Here is a 23,115-nt window from a genome sequence, read left to right on the forward strand (position 1 = left end):
CCCTGCTGAAGGGACTGATGCACCGATAGGTCAAGGTGTCATCGATCGGCGCAGGAGAGCTGCTGGTCAGGTCCCGGCGTGAGTTCTCCCTGACCGTCCATGGACTGATCGCCGGGGGCATCCATCCCGACGAGCTCTCCGTGGACGGCGAGCTCCCCCGCACCGCTGTGGCCGCGTGGAACCAGTTGGAGAAGGACATCCCCTCGCTGACAGCCTTGCGTGACGACCTCTGGATCGACCTCGACGACTTCCAAAGGCAGTCAACCCCCACGCCCGGAATCTTCGCTCCCGGATCGAGGATGCCCTGCAACGGGCGTTCGGCGTCCCCCGAGGCAGGAGAGTGGGGGTCCACCACGGCTTCTACTTCTTCACCCCGCCCGAGTGGGCCCTGTTCCAGCTGCTGCGGCGGATTCCCGATGTGGACCAGCTTTTCGTAATCCGAGACAACGGCGTCAACCCGACGTTTGAGACGTGGCGGCGGGTTTTCGTGGACGAGTGGGACATGCCGGTGCCCATGGATGTTCGTCTCCCGCCAGGGGCGAGCAGAGAGCCCTGGGGACTGCCGTGGAGTGAAAGCACTTCTCCAGGCGCTCGGCGGCGAAGCGGTTGCTTCGGGCGGTCTAGCAGAAAACCTCACCGTCCTGGAGTGCCGCAACCCAGCGGAGCTCGTGCACCATTGGCGGGACGAAAGCACCGACCGAGAGAGGCCGGTTTCCCGCCGGTTCGCCGCTGATGCGGAGTCGGTCGAGCGGTTCGTCCGGCGGCTGGGCAGGGAGGCTGACTCTGGCCCTACGGACCTGCCCCAGTTGGTCGTTCCTCCTCGCCATCCACGACTGTACCCAGCCGCGCGCTGGCGGCGGCGCAGGTGTGGTCCTGAGCAGTGAGTCCGTCCTCGACATCGCGGCCAGCGGCTACCTCGAGACCTGGGAGCTGGCGAGGCCCACCTCGGACTTTGTCAGTGCCCTTCGGCGCGCACTACCCTTCTTCCACGGATGCGTGACTGGAGACCAGTGGAAGGAACGGGCAGACCACCTCCATCGCCTGGTCATCGCCGAGGTGGAGCCTCTGGGGGCAGGGACCTCGGCTTGACGGACGGAGAGAGGATCCGGCTCTCTGCTCACAACCCCTTGAGACTGGTGCGGTGGGGGGGCTGAGCCGCGATGAGGCGGCCGGAGTTGCACAAGTGGTCACCTCCACTGCGGCTCTGGTGGATCAGATAGCCGCACGTGAACGTGTCACCCTGAAGGGTCACATGCATTTCCTCAAGAGCAAGCTGGCCCAAGGCATGCGGGAGCTTCCCGAGGAGGAACGGCTCGAAATCACCGCCAAGGTGGAAGATTTCTCCGTCGGTCTTGACGACGGTATCGACGTCGAAGGCCTTGTCGACGTGGTGACCATGCTCCTGGGCCGGAAGGTTGAGTTTGATGCCCTCGGTGAGCGGGACACGAGCACCGGTGCGATCGGTGAGCTCCGTGCACTGGACGCACTTGGGCCCCGCCCGCTGGCTCAGGACCTGCACGTGACGAACCTGGCCGAGGGGACCTCCCCTCATCCGCCCCAGCAGTCTGGTGGCCCTTCCGCGCCGACGACATGGTCGGTGTCCCAGACCCAGCCGACCCCGTCACCGTTGAAAGCCTGAAAGCAAGGTCTGAGACCGCAGCCCTGAGCGACCCCTATCTGATGTGGCTAGCCCTGGACGGGGTCGAGCACGGCCGCAAGGTCACCCTTAGCTGGATATTCAACATCGGAGGCGAACTGCGCAGTCCGTCCTCGATACTCTCACTCCTCACTCGCCCAGAGGTGAAGGGCGCTGCGGTGCAGGCCAAGGCGGGCGGCCTCCAGGCGAAATCTGTGAGGTCCCCCGCGGACATGCCTTCTACCACGCGGCGCACCGTGCCCGCTCTCAACTCAGTCCCGGAGGCACAAGTGGCCCAGTCCGTCGGAATTATCGATCCCTACGCAAGCGCCTCGACAGTGGCCTGCGCCCGTCGGCTGGCCCTCCAGTGGGTTCTCGGCCAGTCACCCGCCTTCCAGCCCGAGCACCACCACGCGATGATGCACGGGAACGTCGCCGGCGCACTCGTCAAACTCAAGCTCTCGAGCAGGGACGATGCGCTGAGGGTTGCCAACGATCTCTGGCGCCACTTCACGCCAGAGCAGCGGGCCAGCAGCCGTGAAAAGCGCGTGGTCCATCCGGATGAACCCTCGGCAAAGCGGCCCTGGATCCTAACTCTCTCGGGCCTCGGGAAGGGGAAGGACCTGCCAGGCCTACCGGATGGCGTCGCAGGAGGAGAGCCCGCCCCCAGGAATCCTCGTTCCCTCTGGCGGCGCGTACCTACCCCCGGGGGTAGATGACCCTGAAGTCTGCAGGCGCTGCCCAATCCGTCTCAGGTGCGCCGTCTGGGCGGAGGACCCGGACTGAGACCAGGCTAGGAGGAAGCCGTTCTTCACTCTGAGGGACTGATGCACGAGTAGGTGACGTTAGTGGTGGAAGTGTCTTCATACCTTCGCCGATGCGGTGGGGGTAGTCGATTCGTTCCTGAGCCGGGCTTATCAGGTCAAAGATTGAAGTTTCCCATGCCCTGAAAGGGCTTCATGCATCAAGGATGAAATCAGCCAACGACGGCTCGATGGACTCGTACTCCAGACCCGCGAAGCTGTCGAGCAGAGCCTCAGAGATCACTCGAGCTCCCCGAGCATCGAAGAACCGGCGCCTGTAGAACCGTGCCACGGCGCGCTGCTTGAACCGGAGGGCTTCATCCCTCGTCCCGATCAGGAAGGCCTGCCTCCTCCAACCCCGTCAAGTCTCCGGGGCCGAGTGCGGAGAAGTCGAGGTAGTAGTCACCGCTCTGGAGGCGGGACAGCGTGAAATATGCCCGGCCGTAGTCGAAGAGCTCTTCCATGCCCACGTACTGACCGGACTGCAGACCCATCCGCCTCCGCAGGTAGGCGCCCAGGGTCGCGTTGGAGGGAATCGAGGTGAGGTCCTTGCCGGACGGGTGCTTTTCGTCTCCGCTGGCACCCCTGAGCACAAGGATCTCGCCATCGTCACAATGCACCGTGATGGGGGTGTTCTTCAGCGGCAGGAAACCTGATCGGCTGACTGCGGCGGAGATTGCGGCATATGCCTCGTTGCGGTCTCTGGCATCCCTGTGACCCCAGTTGATTCCGCCACCGGGCTCGTAGGCCTGTCCTTCCCGTTTCTTGTACAGGTAGAAGTCGACCCTGGCGGCGTCAGCATCGGGTCGGCTCGATCCGGGTTCTCCGGCGGGAGTAACTGGCAACTGGATGTCGTCCTGGTGCACCGGAAAGTCGATGAGGTCCTCAACCTCGGGTGCAAGGCAGTCGAGGGCGAGGCTGTAGCGTTGCTCGAAATACACAGACGCTGCGACGGGATCGACCTTGCTCATGACGTTTTCCTGAACCTGGTTGCCGATTCCCATCCCAGCATTGGTCATGTTCGCGGAACCCGAGTAGGCGACCAGGGGGCGGGATATCTCGTCCTTCCACAAGTAGGCCTTCGTATGAATGTCCGTCTGGAAGTCTGGATGGGGATAACGGACTTCGAGGTGACCCTGAGAGCCGGCACAGAGGCGCATGTACATCTCGTGCTCGGCACGGGTGACTCCCGAAGCCCCCGCCATGCCAATCAGCAGTCTGATTTGTGGCATGACTTTTGTGGTCTTCAGGTCGGAGCTGGAGGACACCACTTTGCTGGGGTCTCCGTCTGAGAGGCACCACAGGAGCGCGGACGGTGAGGCGTACCCGCTCACCACGTCGAGGTTCGCGGCTGCCCGTGGAGCGCGCAGGATGTGCTCGGCGAGGTTGTCGTAGAACATGGGGCTCCGTCCCTTGGACGCGTGGACATCCCACCCAACCCGAGTGCGAGTGAGGATATATCCGGCGAAGTTGTGATGGGCCATCTGCGGACAGATGGCCTTGGCGAGGGCTGTCTTGATCACCCTCAACATAGCAACCGTTTTGGCGGAAAGGCTTCCATTAACGGCGTTATTGGCTGCGCGCCCGTGTCCTGGGTCCATATCGTGTCGCTCGCCGCGCATAAGATTCAAGCCGCGCATAGTATTCAATTGGGGAATTGATGCGGTGAGAGTTAATGAGGACCTTCCTCCACCGCCGATGAAGGAGCAATTCAAAGTGCTGAACAAGCCGGGTTTAAAGAAGATGATTGAGGGCCACAAGCTCCTAGGTAACTCGTTCAATGAAGCCATCGACTTCTACATGGAGCAGGTGGGCGCTTTCCCCGGGGTGGCCGAGCTCCTGGCGGAGATGAAGAGGGAGCACGAAGAGGGCATCGAGCAGTACAACGCGAAGAACAGCGGGGAAGTGGTCGACGGGAAGCCTGCAGAAGACGGCGGAGGGTGGTACGACAACAATAAGGACCCCGGACTTGTGTGGGGGCAGATCAAACAAAAGATGTCAGCCGGACCTCTTGCCGATGCAGTGGCGACAATCGACAAGGAATCGGGTCTGATCGTCAAGGGCCTGGCGAATCCCAAGGTTAAGGGTGACAAGGTCAGAGGACTCGTCATCGGCTACGTCCAGTCCGGGAAGACTGCCAACTACACCGCAGTGGTGGCCAAGGCCCTCGACGAGGGATTCCGGATGGTGATCGTCCTCGCTGGCATGCACAACAATCTCAGGCAGCAGACACAGGAGCGTCTCGACAGGGATCTCTTCAACACCCGTGCTTCCTGGTATCCCCTGACGGACGCCACAGGTGATATTGGCACGTCGCTGGCTGGCACCCAGGTCCTCGGGAAGTCCAACTTCTATGTGACCGCCGTCGTCAAGAAGAATCCCAGCAGACTCACCAACCTCGTGAGCTTCCTGAAAATGGCACGGCAACAGGGCGCCCTGGCGAAGACGCCGATCCTCATCATCGACGACGAGTCCGACCAGGCGACACCGAACACGGAGGCCAAGAAGGAGAAGTACTCGGGCATCAACAATCTGGTCCGCCAGGTCTGGGAACTCGTCGAGACCGGATCCTACGTCGCCTACACGGCCACTCCGTTCGCAAACATCTTCATGGATCCGGACGATGGCGGCGAGCTCTACCCCGCTAACTTCATCTACCCCCTGAGTCGACCCGAAACCTACATCGGTGCGAGGAAGGTCTTCGGGGTCTCCGGGGAGTTCTCGGAGGACGGCTCCGACGACGGAATGGGAATCGTCCGGTACGTTCCCAAGGAAGAAGTCGAGATTATCGTGCCCAAGTCACCGCAGGCGCAGGAGAAGACCGGCGAGTACTACGACCCCGAGATGGTGCCCTCACTGGCGGCCGCGGTGCAGTGGTTTGTGATTGCCTCCGCGGTGCGACGATTCCGGGGCCACGGAGACTTCCACTCCTCCATGCTCGTCCACACAGCCGCGTGGAAAGACTCCCACTTTGCCCTCCAGGCAGTCCTGCAGGAGTACGTGCACGAGCTGCGCGAAACGGTCGCAGCTGGAGACTGCACGCGCCTTGAAGCGCTCTACAGCACCGAGAACACACAGATCGAGCCTGAAGGCCAGGCCAACCCCGCATGGGACCAGATCCGGCCCCTGGTGGCGGACGTGCTCGCAGACCTGGAGGTACTGGCGGACAACGGCGCATCCAGCTACAGAGTGGAATATCCTGACGGACGTCCTCGTACGGTGGTCGTCGTGGGCGGCAACACCCTCGCCAGGGGCCTCACCCTTGAAGGCCTCGTCACGTCCTACTTTGTCCGCGGTGCGTCTGCCTACGACACGTTGTTGCAGATGGGACGGTGGTTCGGCTACCGGCCGGACTACGCAGACCTCCTCCGCATCTGGACTTCCGCGGAACTCGCCGTGGACTACGCCTTCCTCGCAGGCGTCGAAGAAGAGCTCAGGGACAAGGTTCGTCAGATGGCTCAGGCCGGCAGCCCGCCCAACGAGGTGGGAGTCGCGGTGAGGACCCACCCCGGACGGCTCGAGATCACCTCACGAAACAAGATGACGATGACCGAGAAGGTAACCCTGGCGCTGGGTGGCCATCGCCACCAGACGACCAGGTTCGAGGAGCACGACGGCGACACTCTGAGAAGCAACCAGGAAAAGGCTAACGAGCTCGTCCAGGAGGCCCTTGCAGGCGGCATCACACCCATCGTGGACAAGCTCACCGGGTCTGTGATGCTCAGTGAGGTCCCAGCTTCTCTGGTGGCGGCCTTCCTGTCCGGATACGCCGTCAACCCGGATCATACGCCGTTGCAACCTGAGAGGACAGTTCCGTGGATTGAGAAGCACGCCGATCGGGGCTGGAACGTCGTGCTCCGGGCCTCGAGCAACGCGGAGTCGAAGAGCGGGGGAACCTACTCCTACGCGCACGGGGCCGATGTCCCGCTGACACAGAGGCCCCCGTTGCTGGAGTCAGGATGCGCCGCCAGCGCCAACATAAAGGCGCTCATGGCTGGCAACGACGTTCTGATCGATCTCCAAATCCTGGAGCGCCGAGCCAGCACCGCTGGTGGGTCCAAGGAACAGAAGACCGTAGAAGAGCAACTGAAGTTCCGCCAGCTGAACGGCAACGTCCCCTTGTTGGTGCTCTACGCCATCGACAAAAACTCCCAGGCTGACCACTACGGCAAGGCATCGAAGAACCGGCGCAACATGGACGCCGATGAGCACATCATCGGGTTGGGACTGGTGCTGCCCGACGCTGGGCACGGAGACGTCGAGTACGTCGCCGTCACCCCCACCCTCGACGACGAGGACCTCGACGTCGTTGTCGACTTCGTGGTCGAAGACGACAACGAAAAGGACTACGTGCCCGCTCCTCCGCCTGAGGGGGGAGAATCGCTTTGAAGGCACTGTTCTCTCGCCGGATGTCTTCCGAAACGGACAGGGAAAAGAGTGTTCCCGGAGAAACTCTGGACTGGTTTCCGCTCGAGTTCGGGGTCGGCAGCATGGATGCCTCCGGAACTGATCGTCTGCTAGGGCAGCCGGAGGTGGAGATCGTCGAGCTGCTCATTCGTGAGTCCGCACAGAATTCCTGGGACGCCCGTGAGCCAGGAGGCTCCCCCGAATTCGGCCTCCGTTGCAAGGTCTTCACGCGGGAGGCAGAGCAGATGCTCAGCAGGGTTGTATTCGCGCAAGGCACCAGGTTCACGAACCTCCATGAGAGCTTTGCACGGCAGACCATGGGCGCTCTGGAGATCTGGGACCGGGGGACCACTGGGCTCAACGGACCGGTCCGCTCCGACCTCGCAGTGCCTTCTGGCACCCCCACCAACTTCATCGACTTGGTGTTCAACGTCGGCACTGCGAACAAGGGCGCAGGCACCGGGGGCTCCTTCGGCTTCGGAAAGAGCAGTGCATTTAAGGCGAGCCGAGCGAAGACAGTCGTCTACTGGTCGGTGTGCGCGACGGACACCGGGAATCTCGAGCACCGGCTCATCGTCAGCGGCCTGGGGCGCGCGTTCGACCACGATGGCAGGCGGTACACAGGTCGCCACTGGTGGGGGCACATCCCCGAGGCGGCCCAAGAGGGCGAGCGGACGAGGGTGGAGCCATTGCGCGGTGAGCGGGCACGAAAGATTGGCGAGGCTCTATTCGACAGGAGGTTCGAACCCGGGGAAACAGGAACCTCCATGCTCGTCCTGGACCCCGACCCGGCGACTCTGCTCTACAACGAGGAGTCCGATTTGGCAGTCGTCACCCACGGCGTCCTCGGCGGCATCCACGACCGTTTGAGGAAGTTGGTGGTGAAAAATCTCTGGCCGAAGCTACTCGACGTCTCGGGCGTCCCGGCCTTGAGGATATTCGTCGGTGAGGAGGAGATGAACGCCGAGAGCCTGGACCTGATCCCGGGCATGGATGGCTACCGCTCAGCCCTGGAGACGGTGCGCAAGGTGCAGGCGGTAGTCGGGGCAGCTGAGCCATCAATATCGCCGGGATCGCACACGAAGGAGATTTGGTGCGGGAGTCCACGCAGACTGCTGGGCCACCTCAGTGTGGACGTGGGACCGGCACCGGTGGCGAAGGACCCGTCCAAAGAGTATGCCGGACAGCAGGTCAAGGTGCCTGTCGATGCCGTGTGCCTGATGCGCAACCAGGCTGAGCTCGTGGTGAAGTACCTGCCCGTCGGGGAACCGATTGCAACGCAGGAGCTGTGCTGGACCGCCGTGTTCAAGCCCATTCCCGCCATGGACGATGCCTTCGCCCGGTCTGAGACCCCCGCACACGACGACTGGGTCCCTACGTCCATGACCAAGTCCCACGCGAAGACCTTCGTCAGAGTGGCACTCAGAGAGATCAGGTCTGAAGTCCGTTCGTTGCTCAAGTCCTACGGCGAAACCCCGGTGACCGTGTCGGAGGGCTCGGCGGCGGCTTTGTCTGCGGAGTTGTCGGACCTGGGCGGTTTCACGGCAGAGCCCGAAGTGAGACGCAAGGGCGGCACAGGGGGCGGAGGCACCAAGAGAGGTGGCGTGTCGCGGTCCGTGGAGATCGAGTCGATCGATCTTCTCGGCGCGGAAGGCGCCGGACGTCAGCGCCAGCGCATCGGCCTCACCCTCACAGGGAAGTGGGGAGATCGGCATAGGTTCATGCTGTCGGTCCGGGTGGCTACCGCTGAGGGCGGTCTGGACCTCGAGACCGACGAGAAGGTCGAGTTGCACTGGGGCCCCGCATTCGCAGAAGGTCAGCAGTGGATCGTGTCCGGCTCGGCAACTGCCGTCGTCGCATCCGGGGCTACAGGTTCGCGACTCCCGGCCTATGTGGACGTGGTCCTGCCCGATGACCTCTCATTCGCGATCGGGGCAGAGACTCTCTGATGGCCGGCCAGAAAATTGTTGCCTTCCCCCACGTCACCGTCTCGCCTGGCGCGCTGGGATGGACACCCTGGGAGATCGTGCACCCGTCAGGACTGGACTTCTCCACCGTGGCAGACCGGTGGGACTACGCCGTGGACCTCCACCTGCGGACCGCGGTGGAGTGCCCTGCGGCCGCCATAGTCCGTGCGGTTGGGCGCACGGAGGCTGTCGACGTCAAGCTAGTCGGAGAGGTGGTGTGCCGGGAGAGCGCCTGGCGTTCCACGGTCTCTGTCCCTCTGCTTCCTCTGAGCGAAGGCGTCCTCGGAGCCGAGCTCACAGTATTAGTTCCCGGGAACCGGGTAGATGGACGGCTCGTGGCGTCTGCGCACCTGGTCGGCCCCGGACTCCGGCACGGACATCCGGAACGCACTCCTGGCGCCCGTCTGGCCAAGGGACCCATCGAACAAATTGACCTCTCGGCCGCTCCTGACCAGCTACCGATTACGCCGGTCAGCTTTCAGGAGCAGGGGTGGAACGCATCGCCGTGGCGGTTCATTGTGGACGTAGACGACCTCCAGGCTCCCTACGGGCGATGCGCCCGCCTATATCTCAACTCCGACCTCCCCGTCGCCCAGGAGCTGATGCAACCCGGCGGCGGTGAATTACGGAGAAGGGCTTTGGCCAGCGTGCGCCGCGACGTGGTTCTCGCGCTACTTCTACAGATGTCAGCCAGAGCCGACGGAGACGCAGACCTCGCAGGAGCCGCCGACTGCGGGAAGGGAAGCCTGGGCCATGTGGCGGAGCAACTCTGCCGCCACCATTTTGGGATCAGTCTGCTGGCCACTGCACGCCGGATCGCTAACGCCCCCGCCAACGTCGTGCTGGAGCTGGAGGAGTCAGTGGGCTACTACGGAGGAGCTCAAGAGTGAATACCGGTCAGTTGCTGTACCACCGGATCAACAAGCACGAGGCAGAGCGACGCCTCCAGGAGCTCCAGGCCGCAGGCTCCCTTCCTCCGGACTCGCCAACCACCCCCGTGGATTTGGTCAGCGCCAGCCCCAGGGCAACAGGCGGAATTCCCGTAACCCAGCAACGCTTGCAACTCCTCCGGACCAGGGCATCGGAGGTCATTACGGGGTTGGACGGGCTGGGCACCAACCAGGCAGCCGCGGAGTTCGACCGCAGAATCAGCGCGGTGCTGTGGGACACCCTCGACATCGTCCCGGCGGAAGCGGCATCCATGGAGGTCTGGTGGTTCCTCGGACTGGCGGTCCTTCCAGGAACGGCGGCGTCGCGGTTCCCTCTGAGCATCGCAGCACGACACGTCGGTCCGCCCCGCCGTCATGTGCTACGTCGTCTGTGGTTCCGTCGCCAGGCCCTAGGCGATCTGCTGGACGCCTCGACCAACCCCCTAGTGGAGGACGAACTCGTGGGCCTCACAGAGCGCACGATTTTCGTCTCCGACCCGCGGCTTGCTCGAGCTGCCGCGCAATTCATCCTCGGGTACGAAGGTATGGACCGTAGCCACCTGTACACCAGGAGATTCCTGCGCGAGATCCAAGCGCGGACTGGCACCACCGTCATCGGGGCGCTGAACGATACCGAGCTGGCAGGACTGGTCAGCAGCGCGGATCAACGGGTCCGGCAGTACCTGGAGGGTGCGTGAGCCCTGACTCCTCAACAAGGAGGAATATTGCGCAGATACTGGAACCCGCATTTTGTCGGCCCTGTGGCGCTGTCATTCACAGGGACAGGGACAGGGACAGGGACGAGAGGTGAGTCTGCCGCCGGGTGTGTCAATCGGCGGAGACCAATTGCGATACGGGATTGGCGTAGCTCCCATCTGCCTCACGCTGGTCGTCCTTGGTAGGCCACCGGTTCGAGAGCCGCGGTGATTCGAAGTGAGCCAGTCAGGGTGTAAAAGCCGCTCTTGGGTTTACCAAACTGGAACACACGGTACAAATGGAACTGGTCAGGAACTTCAGCTGAGAATTCCACCTCATTGCGTGAGACGAGGAAGGGGAGCTGCATGATGCTCCGCGTTGTTTTCACCTCGATAAATTTCTCTCTTCCGGAAGGTTCAAAGGATAGTACGTCGTAGCCGGTCCCGTCGCCCTGTGTGGCGGATACGTGCTCCACGCGATCGGCAAGTTCACTTCGGCCAACACTCCGTAAGACGTGCTTTTCATAGGCGACCACGCTCCTTTCCCCAGCCAAACCAAGATCCCTGCGCTGCGCTTCCACCTGCTGAAAGTCGACGTGGCGTCCCGCCCGAGAGCGCGTGGGGTGCCTATCTGGAAGGTCTAGTACAGGCGCCTCAGTCCGGAACAGTAGGTCCACGGGCCCGGCGATTGGTTCCTCCGAGTCTTGGACAGAGCGCAACATGAGCCTCTGCAGGTCGTGGTCGCCGTAGAAGTTCTCGAGCACGGCTGTTCGCAATCTATCCTGAACATTACCCATCGGTTTGTAACCGTCGATGGGGATGCCTTTCGCTTCAATGATGATCGCAGAGATATTCTGATGCTTGAATTCAATTGAGCCTTTTGTGCGTCCGATGATTGCCTGAAGTTTGCGATTCTCCTCAGATTTATTGAATGTCTTGCCGGAAAGCTCACGGCGGAGCATCGCGAAATAACTTCGGACGACAGCTTCCACTTCAACATCAGTCCAGGAGCTTCCGTGCGGTTCGGTCATTGTGCCAGGATACTGCTCGCCCGAGAGATCGCCTGGCTCCAGTCCTCGGAGCTTTCACATCGCGCGATTACTAAGATGCACCACGCATATTGTCCCATCCACGTCGTTGGGCGGACCCAGCGCGAATCACCTAGCACGGGCAACCCTTATGACGTCGCCCTTCACCTGACTCAGCGGATGAGGTTGCTCCGGGAATGACGACGGTGCCTTGTGCCTCCGCATCGTCCTCATTTGAAGTGTTTTTAGGGCAGGATCAGGACATGGATTTTGATGCTCTGCCGTCCTCAATGATCGCGCGGCTTCTCGAGGAAATCTCGTGGGAAAAAGCAGTGAAGTACCGCATGGGCGGACGGGGGTGGAGAACGTCCTGACCGCCGAAGTGCTCGGCGGTCTGGACCTGCTGCCTCGGGATCACTTCTTCGTTGCGCTGATCCGTTCAAGCAATGGCGCTGATGGTATACGCTCCCGTCTCGCGCTGCAGGCAGAGTCAGCTGATATCTCCCTGCTTTCCGGTGACCTGCAGGTGAACCCCGTAAAAGCAGTCTCCACGCGCTTCGTGGTGCAACCCGATGCGCTCATCACCACGCCGGATGTCTACGCCCTTGTTGAAGCAAAGAGAATCCGAACGAGTGCTTTCCAGCAGGAGCAACTCGCACGCGAATTCCTTGCTGTAATGACAAACTCGGATGGACGCTCGCCCTTGTTGTTCCTCTTCGGGGTCGAGCCTCCGGTAAGGGTGAAGGGCCTCGGGCGCCTCGACATAACAGAAGCTATCGAGCGTCACTTGCCGGCGGTACTTGAGCGAGCGGGTGATGTTGGGCTCACGTTCGCCGACCTCATGTCCCGGGTCGACGACGTCGTCTGCTGGATTTCCTGGGGGTGCATCAAATCCACCGTCCGGTCACATCTCGACCGGTTTACGGCAGCTGATCCCAGTGTCAACGCAAGCATTCGGCGTATAGGTCATCAAGTTTTGACTGCGATCGATTGGCACTCATAGCCATACGCCGTTCGCGAAGAAACCGCGCCTCCCGCTTACCTGGCGGAAGGCGCGGCTTCGTCGCTCGAACTGGCGTCAGCCGCCGTACACCAACCCGTATCGGACGAGCATGCCGTTCGGCGGCGCGTCCGGCGCCGGCAGCACGTTCGTCGTCGCCAAGAGGCCGTTACCGTCAACCTCGACGTCGGCCGGCAGCACTGCCTGGGTAAACAGCACGGCCTTCGTCGTTCCGGCGGGCACCACCGAGATGCGGTTGGCCATTAGCTCGGCGATGAAGAGGTTGCCCTTGTCGTCGAACGCCAGACCGGTCGGCGTGTGGAGGCCAACGATCACTGACGCCCCGTTGCCGGTCGCCGGGTCGATCTTGAGGACCGACCCTGCCATCTCGCCCTCGGGCACGCCCGGAAGCGACGAGACGTACAGGTAGCCGTCTTTCCCGACCTCGATGTCCGTCGGCACCGGCTCCGAGTTGTAGGTCTTTCCGATGGTGCAGGCCGGCAGCCCGAACTCGGCGGCATCCGCCGCCGTGAGCACCGTCGGAACGGGCCCGATGAGCGAAATGAACCGAACCGCCCCCGTCGCCAAGTCGACGGCAAAGATCGCGTTCGCGCCTGCGTCCGCCACGAACAGTGTGTGCCCGGTGGGATCCAGCGCCGTCGCGTACGGATGCGAATACACCTCACCGCCATGCGGTCCTGCATAAGGGGCGATCGGCGGCGGCAGCTGGTCCAGGCACGACTGGGGGGTGTTCTGCAGCCCGTACTCGGATTTCGCGTCGAAATTGTTGGCGGTCTCAAACGCGGCGAGATCGGCCAGGACGGTGACGGCACCGTTCCGAAGCACGCTGACGTTGGCGACCAACGGCCGTGTCTCACCCGGGCCGCCGACACTTTCGGTGAAGTAGGTGTCCGGCCCGTGTGTGGTGACGCCGCCCACTTCGATATTGGGGCGTTCCACCAGGTTCGTGACGACGCCATCGCCGCCAACACTGCTCAGCAGCCCGGCGAAGTTCTGGGTGACGTAGGTCGCCCCGCCCGGACCGGCGGCGATGCGCAGGGGGCCGACCAAGGAATTCGCAAGCTCGGTCTGATCGCCGGGAGCAACCGTCCCTCCGACGTGGTGCTGGACCTCGACCGCGCCGGCAGCAACGCCGGTCCCGGTAAGGGCGACGGTTAGAAGTGTGGTGCTGAAAAGACGCGCAGTATTACCCTTCATGGGATCAATCCTCAGGTTTTGCGGGTGATCAAGACGCGGTAAAGCGGTCCCAGCAACCGAGCAGTGGGATTCCCACTGGCGCACTGCTACCCCGGTCGTCGGCCGGAAGGGCGGCGTCGCTTCATGCTATGACGGCCCTGATCGACTGTCCACGGTATTACTCCGGTGTGATTCACGCTGCTTGGCATTGTGTCCGCCTGCTAAGTCCGGCTGCTATTCCGGTTACAAAAATCTTTAGCGGCGGTCACAGGAACAATAGTGGGTGCGCCGACCTACAGTGAGCGCATGGAAACGGCCAACGAAACAGCCAGCACCCCGCGGGCCCGACGGCGACGCCTGTGTCCGGTCTGCCGGTCCGAGGCGTGGCGTATCGCCTACGGGATGATCATGCCCAATGAACAGGCAACGATGCCCAACACCGTGTTCGCCGGCTGCTGCATCCAGATGCGTGAGCGCCGGAACCCGAAGACGGCGGAGCGGGAGGTGGGTACACCGACCTGGCAGTGCCAAAACCCTTCCTGCGGGCACGAGTGGTGGTGACACCGGCCGCCCAGCCTGAAGCGGTTGCACGCTGAGCCAATCGCTTTGCCCGAGCGGGGTCAGCTGTCGCAGCCCCAACCGTCGCCGTCGCGGTCGAGATGGGGCCCGTAGCCGGGAGTGCTGATGGAAATGGGCGCCATCCCCGCGGCGCGCACCGCAGCACAGTTCGGGTAGTACGGTGCAGGCGCCGGAGCGGGCACAACCGGAGCCGGAGCGACGGGAGCGGGAGCGACTGGTGCCGGAGCAGGCGCAGGCGCCGCAGGAACCGGCTCGGGTTGTGCGGGGACGGGGGCCGGCTCGGCGACCGGAGGTTCCTGGTTCGTCGGAGCGTCGATGTCCCCGCAGGACCCAAGGACGGACGCCATGGCGTCATGCTCGGCCTGGGTGACCCACAGCCCGTAGGTAGCCTTCACCGAGATCTGGGTCGCGACGTAGGTGCAGCGGAAGGCTTTGTTGGGCGGCAGCCAGGTGGCGGCGTCGCCGTCGCCCTTCTGCTGGTTGGTCGGGCCGTCGGTCGCCTGAAGGTTCAGCGGGTCGTTCGCGAACGCCATGCGCTGCTCGACGCTCAGCTGCTGAGCACCCTTCTGCCATGCGTCGGAGAGCGCGACGACGTGGTCGATCTGCACCGCCGAGCTGGTGGACTGCCCGCGGATGAACCGGATGGTGGTCGCGGTGTACGGGTCGTCGAGCACACCCGAGGCCACCTTGCAGGGCACGCTATTGGCGAAGACGATGTCGTAGAGCTGCAGCTTCAGGATGTCGTTCCGGGTGTCGCAGCCGTTGCGGTCGACGTCGGCCCAGGCGGTCCCGAACTGGTCCCGGTCGTAGCCGGTCTTTGGTGCCCGTCCCTTGATGGCCAGCGTCTCCAGCAGTGCGAGGGCCTTGGTGCCGGCGGCGGGCTGGCTCTGCGGAGCGATTGCTCCCTGCACAGTGACGGTCGGCACCTCGTCGGTATCGAGAGGGGCGACGTCGGGCGTCGGGCTCGGCGTGGGCGCCGGCGCCTTGGTGGTGCTCGGCCGGGGAGTGGGGGTGGGCGACGGCGACGGCGTCCCCGCGGGTGCGCTGGCCGCAGTCTTGTCGGCTGCTGCGGTCCTTTCGGGAGCGCCGGCCGGAGGGTTGAGAAGGATGCCTGCCATGAGGGCCACCACGCTGACAGCAGTGGTCATACCGGCGGCCTTCCGGTCCGGCAGGCGCAGCCACGATGGCCTTCCGGAGATCAGGGCGTAGAGGCCCGTCGCCAGAAAGACCAGCCCGGTGGAACCGAGGGCTCCACCGGCGAGGTCCGCGGTGTCGACGACGACGATGCTGAGGAGCACGACCGCCACGACGATCAAGGTGGATCGATCGATCCTGCGGCGTTTCGGCCCTTCGGGCAATGGATTTGAGGCAGGGCTGCGCCCGAAAGGCTCGCTCATGGAATTGTCCCCCAGCTGAAAAGCGAATGTTGTGCGGGGCAATCCTACAGCGTGTCAGAGCGAGTTTTGTCTGCCCCCAACCAGTGGCCATTCACCAGGGCGTCCCAGCTCCGCCGTTGCACAGGTCCTTTACCGGCCGGCGATTGGCGCATTCATGATCAATGACAGGATGACGTCGTGTGCATGCTTCGCTTTTCCGTCGCCCCGGAATTCCGCCTCGACTACTTTCGCTCCGGCGGTGATGGCGATGGCCGAGCTCGAATAGAACTTGCCGAGCATCGATTTGTTCGACAGCATGGCTACCGACTGGATCGAGCGGTAGGGGACAGAGGTGACCGCAACCCGGTTGCCCACGAAGCTCTTATCCTGCAACACCACTCGGAGGTTCGTAATGCCGATGAACCCGGTGCCCACTCCGATGCAGTCGTAAACCGCGATGACGTGTTCGCCAGGAAGGAGTCCTTCCTGAATCATCTGCAGCTGTTCCGGCCGGTCGTGAAGAATTCCGCTCAAAGTTCCCCCAAAAAAGTAGATAGTGGCTTCAGCATAGAGCCCATGCGCAGAATTAGGCGCACATGAAACACCTATGATTATGTTTGCGGGTCGGCAATGCAGAATTACGCGGATTAGTAGGCTCCCTGCACGCTCGCATATTTTAATGCGCGATTCGTTTGCCGGCCCTTGGCTGGAGTAGGAGGCCGACTCGGTGGTGCGGTGAACTTTGTAAAGGACGTGAGGAGACTTGGTGGACTCGGTCGCAATGTGGGCGATGATTGCAGCAGTCGGCAGCGCCGTCGCTGCACTCATCAGCTGGATGACCGCGCATACAGCGCTCAAGACTGGCAGACGCCAGTATTCCGCCGCGCTGTTGGCGGATCTGACCACGGGCGAGGTTGCCTCTGCCCGGAATGTGATCGGGAATTGGCTGTACGGCGGTCACGAGCAGCATGGGCGTATCACTGAATCCGAGTTGATACACGCCTACTACGGAGTGGCCTGGGCATTGGAGCGCCTTGCCGTTGGCAGGACGGCCCTTGGTGCGATGCGTTTCGGTGACAGTAGGGCGATGAAAGAGTTGGACCAGAGGCTCCTTTGGCATGTCGAGGAGCAAGCTCAAAACCTGCGCTTCATCGCTGACCGTGTGAAGACGATGGACAACGAGGAAGTTGAGCATTCATTAGTGTCGATTCAGCGGGAGATTCCGTACCTTAGGACGAATAAGGTCAGACTCGTGCGCCCGTGCGGAGATCCGGGGTGTTGGCGGCAGCCCGGTGCGGACGGGGTTCTGCCTGACCAATTGACCGCCGTCAGCTGACGGCGACTACGAGGGTCCCCACCAATCCGATGCTGGGGCGTGAGCGTCTGGTACGCGTTCGGTGAGGTTATCCCGCGACGGGAGATGCGGGTGTAGGCAGGGCTCCGGGTCTTCCTTCGGCCACCTGCTCCATCCTCAATAGCATCGAACCACGCACCTGCACAGCCCAATCCGCCCTATCCAGCGACCCGAAGCGGCCCGTTATCCTGAAGGCCCGGACGCAGCGTCGCGCTCGGTCGTCGCAGACAGGTGCCCCGCATGCAGCTCTCCACGCCGGAACGACCTCAGCAGCCACCTGCCACCCCACGGTCCGAACTCGACCGCATTACCGAACTGGCAGGGGACCTCGCCGGCCAGTTCGAGCTGGTCCCGCTGCTCGAACGCGTTCTGGGCCACGCCGTCGCGCTCCTCGGCTGCGAAAGCGGCGCCATCTCGATCGTCCACGAGTCCGAGGGCTATTACCGCAAGGAGGTGGACCAGGGTGTTGGCTGCCTCGAAGGCCAGACCTTCCCGCTGACCGAAGGCCTCACCGGACAGATCGTGAAGCACCGCGGCACCGTGATCCTCGACCGCTACGCCTCCGTCCCCACCGGCCACATCTCCCCAAGCGATCCGCGCTGGGGCAGCGCCGTCATCGGCGTGCCCATTGCGTGGGACGGCACCATCATCGGCACGTTCGCCATTTTCAGCAACGGACCCGACCGAAGCTTCACTGCCGCGGAAGCGTCGCTGGTGGAGCTCTTCGCCAACCACGCCGCCATCGCGATCATGAACTCCCGGCTCCACAACGCTGCCGCCGGCAGGGAGCGCGAAGCCGCGGTTGCCGGGGAACGTGAGCGGGCGGTGCGCGATGTCCATGAGACCATCGGCCGGTCCCTCGGGTCCCTGCTGCTCCACCTCGACCGCGCGGACAAGGCCACCCCCGCCGGTTCGCCGGCAACCCAGCACATTGACTCCGCTCGCGTCCTCGCCCACGAAGCCCTCTTCGACACCCGGCGCACGGTCCTCGGGCTGGGCCCCTCCAGCCTCGCCGGCGGGACCCTCGAGGAAGCCATCCGTAGCGAACTGAAACGGGTGGCGGCCACCTCCTCCCTCGATGCCACGCTCTCGGTGGTCGGGCAGCCCCACGATCTCGCGGCCGAGGTGGCCCACCAGGTGTTCATGATCGTGCAGGAGGCCGTGGGCAACGTCGTAGTGCATGCCCACGCCAGCACCTGCCGGGTGGGCCTCTTCTACAACGCCGCCGGAATCACCGCCGTCATCGAGGACAACGGCCGCGGGTTCGACGCCGCCGCGAAGCGCGGAACGGAAGGGTCGCCGTCGTCGTCCGCCTGCCTGGGACTCCACGGCATGGCGGCCCGCGCCCACTACCTGCGCGGTGAGCTCTCCATCGACTCGACGCCGGGCTGGGGAACGAGCGTGCGCGCGGAAGTGCCCTACTCCGCCAGCGGGGAAGTGTCCCGCGAGCGATGGCAGGTGCTCGTCGCATGCGTCCAGCCGATAGTGCGTGCGGGCGTGGTGCGCCTGCTCGAGACCTCAGAACCGTCGGTGCAGGTGATGGGGGAGCCGGGCAGCCTCGAGGACCTCGTGGAGTCGATCTCGCTGCTGCAGCCGGACATGATCGTGCTCGACTGGGACCTCCTCGAGGAGTACACCGCCGCCCGGCAATCGGGAGCGGCAGTGGATCCGGTGGACCGGCCCGTGGTGGCGATTGTCGATCACCCGACGCTTGACCAGCTGCGGCTGGCCGCGGCGTCTGGGGTGCGTGGCTTCCTCTCGAGGCACTCGACACCGGCCGAGGTGGCCCGCGTGGTGGTCGCCGCGGCCCGCGGAGATGCCCTGCTCGACGGCGCCGTGTTCACCCGCTTCACCGAAGCACACGGGAACGCCGCGACGCAGGAGGATGCGGGCGTCCGCCTGACGGCCCGCGAACTCGAGGTCCGTAACCTGCTGGGACAAGGCCTGGCCGACAAGCAGATCGCCTCCCGGCTCGCCATTTCGGTGAAAACCGTCGAGAAGCACGTAGGCGCGATGCTCCGGAAGACCGGTGCCCGCAACCGCACCATGCTGGTGGGCCTGCAGCACCAGGCCCGGTAGAACTCGTCAGAAGGCGGCAGCTCCCGCCGAGGCGACCTCCTGGTCCTGCTCGATGGTGCCGGTGGAGACCCCGATGGCGCCCATGATGCTACCGTCGCGGACCAGCGGAATGCCTCCGGGGAACACCGCCAGACGGCCGCCGTGCGCATCGCTCAGTCCGAAGATGGGCCCGTCGTGACGGGTGGCCTCCTGCAGGTCGCCGGTCTCGCTTTGAAAGGCGATGGACGTGTAGGCCTTGTTGATCGCGATGGTGATGCTGCCGATGTTCGCGCCGTCCATCCTCAGATGCGCCTTGAGGTTCCCGCCGGCGTCGACGACGGCGATGTCCATCGGTTGGCCGATCTCCGAGGCCTTGGCCGCGGCGGCGTCGATGACGCGGCGGGCTTCCTCGGCGGTGACGGTTTCGAGTACTGATCCTTGAGCCATGGTGTCCTTCATCTTTGAAGTGGGGGATTGGGGGTGGTGTGGCGGAACAGCCGCGCCCAACTCAACCATCGATGACTGCCGCTGGCGAGGTGGTGATTACCCCCAGAGACGGGGGTGGGGTAACCCCCATACCGGCCCGAGCGCACCGTGCCTAGCGTGAGAAGAAGCCTAGCCAGGAGGATTTGCCGTGGGTGTTGTACCCCTGAAAGACATCGTCGGTCCGGCGTTTGAGGCGCGCTACGGCGTGCCCGCGATCAACATCTTCAATGACCTGACCATGGAGGGAGTCCTGGCCGGCGCGGTCGAAGCGAACTCGCCGGTGATCCTGCAGACCTCCGTGAAGACCGTGCGCAGCATCGGGTCCCGGGTGCTCTTCGACATGTGGCAGTCCCTGACGCGCGGCATCGAGGTGCCCGTGACCCTGCACCTGGATCATTGCCCCGACCGCGCCGTGGTGACCGAATGCCTGAAGGCCGGCTGGAACTCGGTGCTCTTCGACGCCTCCAACCTGCCCGTCGAGGAGAATCAGCGGCAGACCATCGATGTCGTCGCGGAGGCCCGCAGCTACGGCGCCCAGGTCGAAGGGGAGATCGAGGCGATCACCGGCGTCGAGGATGACCACGGCTCCGACGAGGTCTCCAAGCAGCAGAGCCTCGAAACAGCGCTCGCCTTCATCGACGCCACCGGAATCGATGTCTTCGCCCCGTCGATCGGCAACGCCCACGGCAGCTACAAGGCCGCACCCGTGCTCGACGTCGAACGCGTCACCCAGATCGTTGAGGCACGCAACGTCCCGATCGCGCTGCACGGCGGCAGCGGCCTGAGCAACGATCAGTTCGCCGACCTCATCGCCCGCGGCTGCGCAAAGGTCAACATCTCCACCGCGCTCAAAGAAACGTACATGCAGTCCAGCCTGGCGTTCCTGAAACAGGCGGAGCAGAACAACAAGTGGGATCCACCGTCGCTGTTCAAGGCCACGCGCGCGGACGTGCTCGCCCTCGTCACGGACCTCTGCACGCAGTTCGGCAGCGCCGGCAAGGGAGGCCGCTGAGCATGCCTGCGCTCATCTTCGACTGCGACGGCGTGCTCGCCGACACCGAACAGTACGGCCATCTGCCCGCCTTCAACCAGACCTTTGGCGACTTCAACGTGCCCGTGCAGTGGAGCGTGGAGGAGTACGCCGAGAAGGTGAAGATCGGCGGCGGCAAGGAGCGCATGCGCAGCATCCTCACCCCGGACCTGGCGCAGGAGCTGGGCCTGAAGGACGAGGCCGCCATTGACGCCGCGATCCTCGCCTGGCACAAGCGGAAAACCGAGGTGTACAAGGGGCTGGTGGAGAGCGGCGTCATGCCGGCCCGGCCGGGGATCGCTCGGATCGTGAAGGAGGCCTCCGACGCCGGATGGACCCTCGCCGTCGCCTCGACCTCCGCGGAACCCGCCGTCCGTGCGGTCCTTACCCACGCCGTCGGGGATGACCTCGCCGCGCACTTCTCGGTGTTCGCCGGTGACGTGGTGCCTGCCAAGAAGCCAGCACCCGACATCTACCTCCTGGCACTGAAGGAACTCGGGGTATCCGACGCCGATGCCATCGTCGTGGAGGACAGCGGCAATGGACTGCGCGCCGCCGTCGCCGCCGGCCTTCGCACCGTCGTGACCGTAAGCGGCTTCACCCGCGAGGAGGACTTCACCGGCGCCTCGCTCGTGGTCAGCTCCCTCGGTGAGTCCGACGGCGAGCGGGCGGAGGTCCTCGCGAACCCGTTCGGCGCTGATGTTCCCGGCGTCGTCACCCTCGCCACGCTGCAGGACCTGCTGGGGCGCCCAGCGCCCGGCGGAACGGACTCCGCCCCAACCACCGATACGGAGACATCATGACAGCGACCGACCTCGCCGACGTCGAATACGTTGTGCGCACCCTTGCCGCCACAGCGGTGGAGAACGAAAAGGAATTCGGGGACCTCGACGCCGTGGTGGGCGACGGCGACCTCGGCTACTCCCTGGCCCGTGGCTTCGAGAAGGTGCTGACCGACTGGGACTCCTTGAAGCGCGACGACGTCGCCACCTTCCTCCAGCAGATCGCCCTCGTGATTTCCAGCAGGATCGGCGGGACGTCGGGTCCGCTGTGGGGAACGGCGTTCCTCCGGGCCTCGGCCGCCGCGAAAGCCGTGGACACCATCGACGGCACCGCCGTCGTCGCCATGCTGCGCGGAGCCACCGACGGCATCAAGACGCGCGGCAATGCCGACCTCGGTGACAAGACGCTGCTCGATGCCCTGATCCCGGCCACCGACGAGCTCGAACGGCAGATCGCGGCCGGCGCGTCGCCCGAGGAGTGCCGGAAGGCCTTCGCCGCGAAGACCCGCGAGTGCGCCGATGCCACGTCGAAGCTCGAGGCCAAGCGGGGCCGCGCCAGTTACAGCGGGGAACGCAGTATCGGTTCGCCGGACGCCGGCGCCGTCGCGGTGGCGATCCTGATCGAGCGCATCGTGGCCGACTGGCCCTGATGTTCCCCGTACCAGCCTGATCCAACCCAACGATGTGGAGGACTCATGAAGAAGTTCGTCAACGATCCGCAGCAGTTTGTCCCGGAGATGCTCGAAGGCCTGGCGCTCGCCAACCCGGACACCCTCAAGTACGTGCCCGAGTACAACCTCATCATGCGCGCCGACGGGCCCGACCAGGGCAAGGTGTCGATCGTGCAGGGCTCCGGGTCGGGGCATGAGCCCGCGCACGTGATGATCGTGGGCAAGGGCATGCTCGACGCCGCGTGCCCGGGCGACGTGTTTGCCGCGCCGCCGTTCGACTACGTGTATGAGACGACGAAGCTGATGGCATCACCCAAGGGTGTGCTGCTGCTGGTCAACAACTACACCGGCGACAAAATGGTGTTCGAGATGGCGCAGGAGATGTCCTCGGCCGACGGCATCGAGGTGAAGACCCTGTTCATCAACGACGATGTCTCCGTCGAGGATTCCACTTACACCATCGGCCGCCGCGGGGTGGCGGGCAACTTCTTCGTCATCAAGGCCGTGGCCGCCGCTGCGGAGCGCGGGGCGGACCTCGACGAGGTCATCCGGATCGGCGAGAAGGTGAACTCGGTGACGCGCACCATGGGCGTTGCGCTTACCGCGTGCACCCCGCCGGCGAAGGGCAGCCCGCTGTTCGACCTGGGTGAGGACGAGATCGAGATGGGCGTCGGCATCCACGGCGAGCCCGGCCGGCGCAGGGCCAAGATGATGCCGGCCAACGAGATCGTCGAGGAGATCCTGGGCCCGGTGGTCAAGGATCTGCCCTTCGGCGACGGCGACCGCGTCGCCCTCATGGTCAACGGCCTCGGCGGCACCCCGATCAGCGAGCTGTACCTGCTGTACGGGCAGGCGCACAAGCGGCTGGCCGAGCAGGGCATCAGTGTGGGCCGCAGCTATGTGGGGGAGTACTGCACCTCGCTGGACATGGCGGGCGCCTCGATCACCCTGGTGAAGCTCGACGAGGAGATCGAGTCGCTGCTGATGGATCCGGCGGAGATTCCGATCCGGGTGTTTTAAGGATCAATGCTCGACGGCGGGGCCGGCACCTTTGGCTGCCGGCCCCGCCGTCGTTCGTGTCTGCGTTGCCCGAATCAACCGCGGACAAAATGACGTC

The 23,115-nt window shown here is 64.1% G+C and carries 22 protein-coding genes; 16 read left to right on the forward strand and 6 right to left on the reverse strand.

Annotation, left to right across the window (positions count from 1 at the left end; all coding sequences use genetic code 11):
• The first annotated feature begins 35 nt into the window (after nucleotides 1-35).
• From GVV77_RS00305 to GVV77_RS00320, 4 genes are all read left to right on the forward strand, one after another.
• Entirely contained in the window at nucleotides 36-437 is a 402-nt protein-coding gene (locus tag GVV77_RS00305; protein WP_159615300.1) for a hypothetical protein, read from the forward strand.
• Nucleotides 438-867: 430 nt separating this feature from the next.
• Nucleotides 868-1,089 carry a hypothetical protein gene (locus GVV77_RS00310; RefSeq protein ID WP_159615301.1) on the forward strand — a complete coding sequence of 74 codons (222 nt, stop codon included), beginning with the start codon at nucleotides 868-870 and terminating at the stop codon, nucleotides 1,087-1,089.
• A gap of 163 nt (nucleotides 1,090-1,252) precedes the next feature.
• Nucleotides 1,253-1,639 carry a hypothetical protein gene (locus GVV77_RS00315; protein WP_159615302.1) on the forward strand — a complete coding sequence of 129 codons (387 nt, stop codon included), beginning with the start codon at nucleotides 1,253-1,255 and terminating at the stop codon, nucleotides 1,637-1,639.
• A gap of 41 nt (nucleotides 1,640-1,680) precedes the next feature.
• The gene (locus GVV77_RS00320) at nucleotides 1,681-2,355 is read left to right on the forward strand and encodes a hypothetical protein (RefSeq protein ID WP_159615304.1); all 675 of its coding nucleotides are present in this window, start codon (nucleotides 1,681-1,683) and stop codon (nucleotides 2,353-2,355) included.
• 401 nt (nucleotides 2,356-2,756) lie between these two features.
• Here GVV77_RS00320 and GVV77_RS00325 read toward each other — a convergent pair whose 3' ends face one another.
• The gene (locus tag GVV77_RS00325) at nucleotides 2,757-4,061 is read right to left on the reverse strand and encodes a restriction endonuclease PLD domain-containing protein (protein WP_246199586.1); all 1,305 of its coding nucleotides are present in this window, start codon (nucleotides 4,059-4,061) and stop codon (nucleotides 2,757-2,759) included.
• A 43-nt stretch (nucleotides 4,062-4,104) separates the two neighbouring features.
• Here GVV77_RS00325 and GVV77_RS00330 point away from each other — a divergent pair, with 43 nt between their 5' ends.
• The 4 genes from GVV77_RS00330 to GVV77_RS00345 are packed head-to-tail and all read left to right on the forward strand — an operon-like array spanning nucleotide 4,105 to nucleotide 10,440.
• Nucleotides 4,105-6,828, forward strand: a complete 2,724-nt coding sequence (locus GVV77_RS00330; protein ID WP_159615308.1) for a Z1 domain-containing protein — start codon at nucleotides 4,105-4,107, stop codon at nucleotides 6,826-6,828.
• 20 nt (nucleotides 6,829-6,848) lie between these two features.
• Nucleotides 6,849-8,795, forward strand: coding sequence for a hypothetical protein (locus tag GVV77_RS00335; protein WP_159615310.1), 1,947 nt, complete (start codon nucleotides 6,849-6,851; stop codon nucleotides 8,793-8,795).
• Entirely contained in the window at nucleotides 8,795-9,703 is a 909-nt protein-coding gene (locus tag GVV77_RS00340) for a hypothetical protein (protein WP_159615312.1), read from the forward strand. Before GVV77_RS00335 ends, GVV77_RS00340 begins: the two co-directional genes overlap by 1 nt.
• The gene (locus tag GVV77_RS00345; RefSeq protein ID WP_159615314.1) at nucleotides 9,700-10,440 is read left to right on the forward strand and encodes a DUF6339 family protein; all 741 of its coding nucleotides are present in this window, start codon (nucleotides 9,700-9,702) and stop codon (nucleotides 10,438-10,440) included. The genes GVV77_RS00340 and GVV77_RS00345 overlap by 4 nt, the downstream gene beginning before the upstream one ends.
• 182 nt (nucleotides 10,441-10,622) lie before the next feature.
• On the opposite strand, the gene GVV77_RS00350 is transcribed toward GVV77_RS00345, so the two are convergent.
• Nucleotides 10,623-11,468 (reverse strand): protein NO VEIN domain-containing protein, encoded by an 846-nt coding sequence (locus GVV77_RS00350; protein WP_159615316.1) that lies wholly within the window; start codon nucleotides 11,466-11,468, stop codon nucleotides 10,623-10,625.
• A 355-nt stretch (nucleotides 11,469-11,823) separates the two neighbouring features.
• On the opposite strand from GVV77_RS00350, the gene GVV77_RS00355 reads away from it, so the two are divergent.
• Nucleotides 11,824-12,468, forward strand: a complete 645-nt coding sequence (locus GVV77_RS00355; RefSeq protein ID WP_210252835.1) for a hypothetical protein — start codon at nucleotides 11,824-11,826, stop codon at nucleotides 12,466-12,468.
• A gap of 75 nt (nucleotides 12,469-12,543) precedes the next feature.
• Here the strand turns inward: GVV77_RS00355 and GVV77_RS00360 are convergent, their stop codons facing one another.
• Entirely contained in the window at nucleotides 12,544-13,683 is a 1,140-nt protein-coding gene (locus GVV77_RS00360; protein WP_159615320.1) for a ScyD/ScyE family protein, read from the reverse strand.
• Nucleotides 13,684-13,968: 285 nt separating this feature from the next.
• Between GVV77_RS00360 and GVV77_RS00365 the strand changes: the two genes are divergently transcribed.
• Nucleotides 13,969-14,223: a hypothetical protein gene (locus GVV77_RS00365; protein WP_159615322.1), complete on the forward strand. Its 255-nt coding sequence runs from the start codon at nucleotides 13,969-13,971 to the stop codon at nucleotides 14,221-14,223.
• Nucleotides 14,224-14,282: 59 nt separating this feature from the next.
• On the opposite strand, the gene GVV77_RS00370 is transcribed toward GVV77_RS00365, so the two are convergent.
• Both GVV77_RS00370 and GVV77_RS00375 read right to left on the reverse strand, forming a co-directional pair.
• The gene (locus GVV77_RS00370; protein ID WP_159615324.1) at nucleotides 14,283-15,638 is read right to left on the reverse strand and encodes a GmrSD restriction endonuclease domain-containing protein; all 1,356 of its coding nucleotides are present in this window, start codon (nucleotides 15,636-15,638) and stop codon (nucleotides 14,283-14,285) included.
• A 129-nt stretch (nucleotides 15,639-15,767) separates the two neighbouring features.
• Nucleotides 15,768-16,151: a PH domain-containing protein gene (locus GVV77_RS00375; protein ID WP_159615326.1), complete on the reverse strand. Its 384-nt coding sequence runs from the start codon at nucleotides 16,149-16,151 to the stop codon at nucleotides 15,768-15,770.
• A 232-nt stretch (nucleotides 16,152-16,383) separates the two neighbouring features.
• Between GVV77_RS00375 and GVV77_RS00380 the strand changes: the two genes are divergently transcribed.
• Together GVV77_RS00380 and GVV77_RS00385 are read left to right on the forward strand one after the other, a co-directional pair.
• A complete protein-coding gene (locus tag GVV77_RS00380) occupies nucleotides 16,384-16,953 on the forward strand; it encodes a hypothetical protein (RefSeq protein WP_159615328.1) in 570 nt (189 codons plus the stop codon).
• 258 nt (nucleotides 16,954-17,211) lie between these two features.
• On the forward strand, nucleotides 17,212-19,050 hold the full coding sequence (locus tag GVV77_RS00385) for a hybrid sensor histidine kinase/response regulator transcription factor (RefSeq protein WP_159615339.1): 1,839 nt from the start codon (nucleotides 17,212-17,214) through the stop codon (nucleotides 19,048-19,050).
• 6 nt (nucleotides 19,051-19,056) lie between these two features.
• On the opposite strand, the gene GVV77_RS00390 is transcribed toward GVV77_RS00385, so the two are convergent.
• Nucleotides 19,057-19,476, reverse strand: a complete 420-nt coding sequence (locus tag GVV77_RS00390) for a GlcG/HbpS family heme-binding protein (RefSeq protein WP_159615341.1) — start codon at nucleotides 19,474-19,476, stop codon at nucleotides 19,057-19,059.
• Between the two features lie 187 nt (nucleotides 19,477-19,663).
• Between GVV77_RS00390 and GVV77_RS00395 the strand changes: the two genes are divergently transcribed.
• The 4 genes from GVV77_RS00395 to dhaK are packed head-to-tail and all read left to right on the forward strand — an operon-like array spanning nucleotide 19,664 to nucleotide 23,018.
• The gene (locus GVV77_RS00395) at nucleotides 19,664-20,527 is read left to right on the forward strand and encodes a class II fructose-bisphosphate aldolase (RefSeq protein WP_159615343.1); all 864 of its coding nucleotides are present in this window, start codon (nucleotides 19,664-19,666) and stop codon (nucleotides 20,525-20,527) included.
• A 2-nt stretch (nucleotides 20,528-20,529) separates the two neighbouring features.
• Entirely contained in the window at nucleotides 20,530-21,348 is an 819-nt protein-coding gene (locus tag GVV77_RS00400) for an HAD-IA family hydrolase (RefSeq protein ID WP_159615345.1), read from the forward strand.
• Nucleotides 21,345-21,977: a dihydroxyacetone kinase subunit DhaL gene (dhaL, locus tag GVV77_RS00405; protein WP_159615347.1), complete on the forward strand. Its 633-nt coding sequence runs from the start codon at nucleotides 21,345-21,347 to the stop codon at nucleotides 21,975-21,977. The genes GVV77_RS00400 and dhaL overlap by 4 nt, the downstream gene beginning before the upstream one ends.
• 45 nt (nucleotides 21,978-22,022) lie before the next feature.
• On the forward strand, nucleotides 22,023-23,018 hold the full coding sequence (gene dhaK, locus GVV77_RS00410; RefSeq protein ID WP_159615349.1) for a dihydroxyacetone kinase subunit DhaK: 996 nt from the start codon (nucleotides 22,023-22,025) through the stop codon (nucleotides 23,016-23,018).
• Nucleotides 23,019-23,115 lie beyond the last annotated feature (97 nt).

The organism is Arthrobacter zhaoguopingii (assembly GCF_009828605.1).
GTDB classification, from domain to species: domain Bacteria; phylum Actinomycetota; class Actinomycetes; order Actinomycetales; family Micrococcaceae; genus Arthrobacter_D; species Arthrobacter_D zhaoguopingii.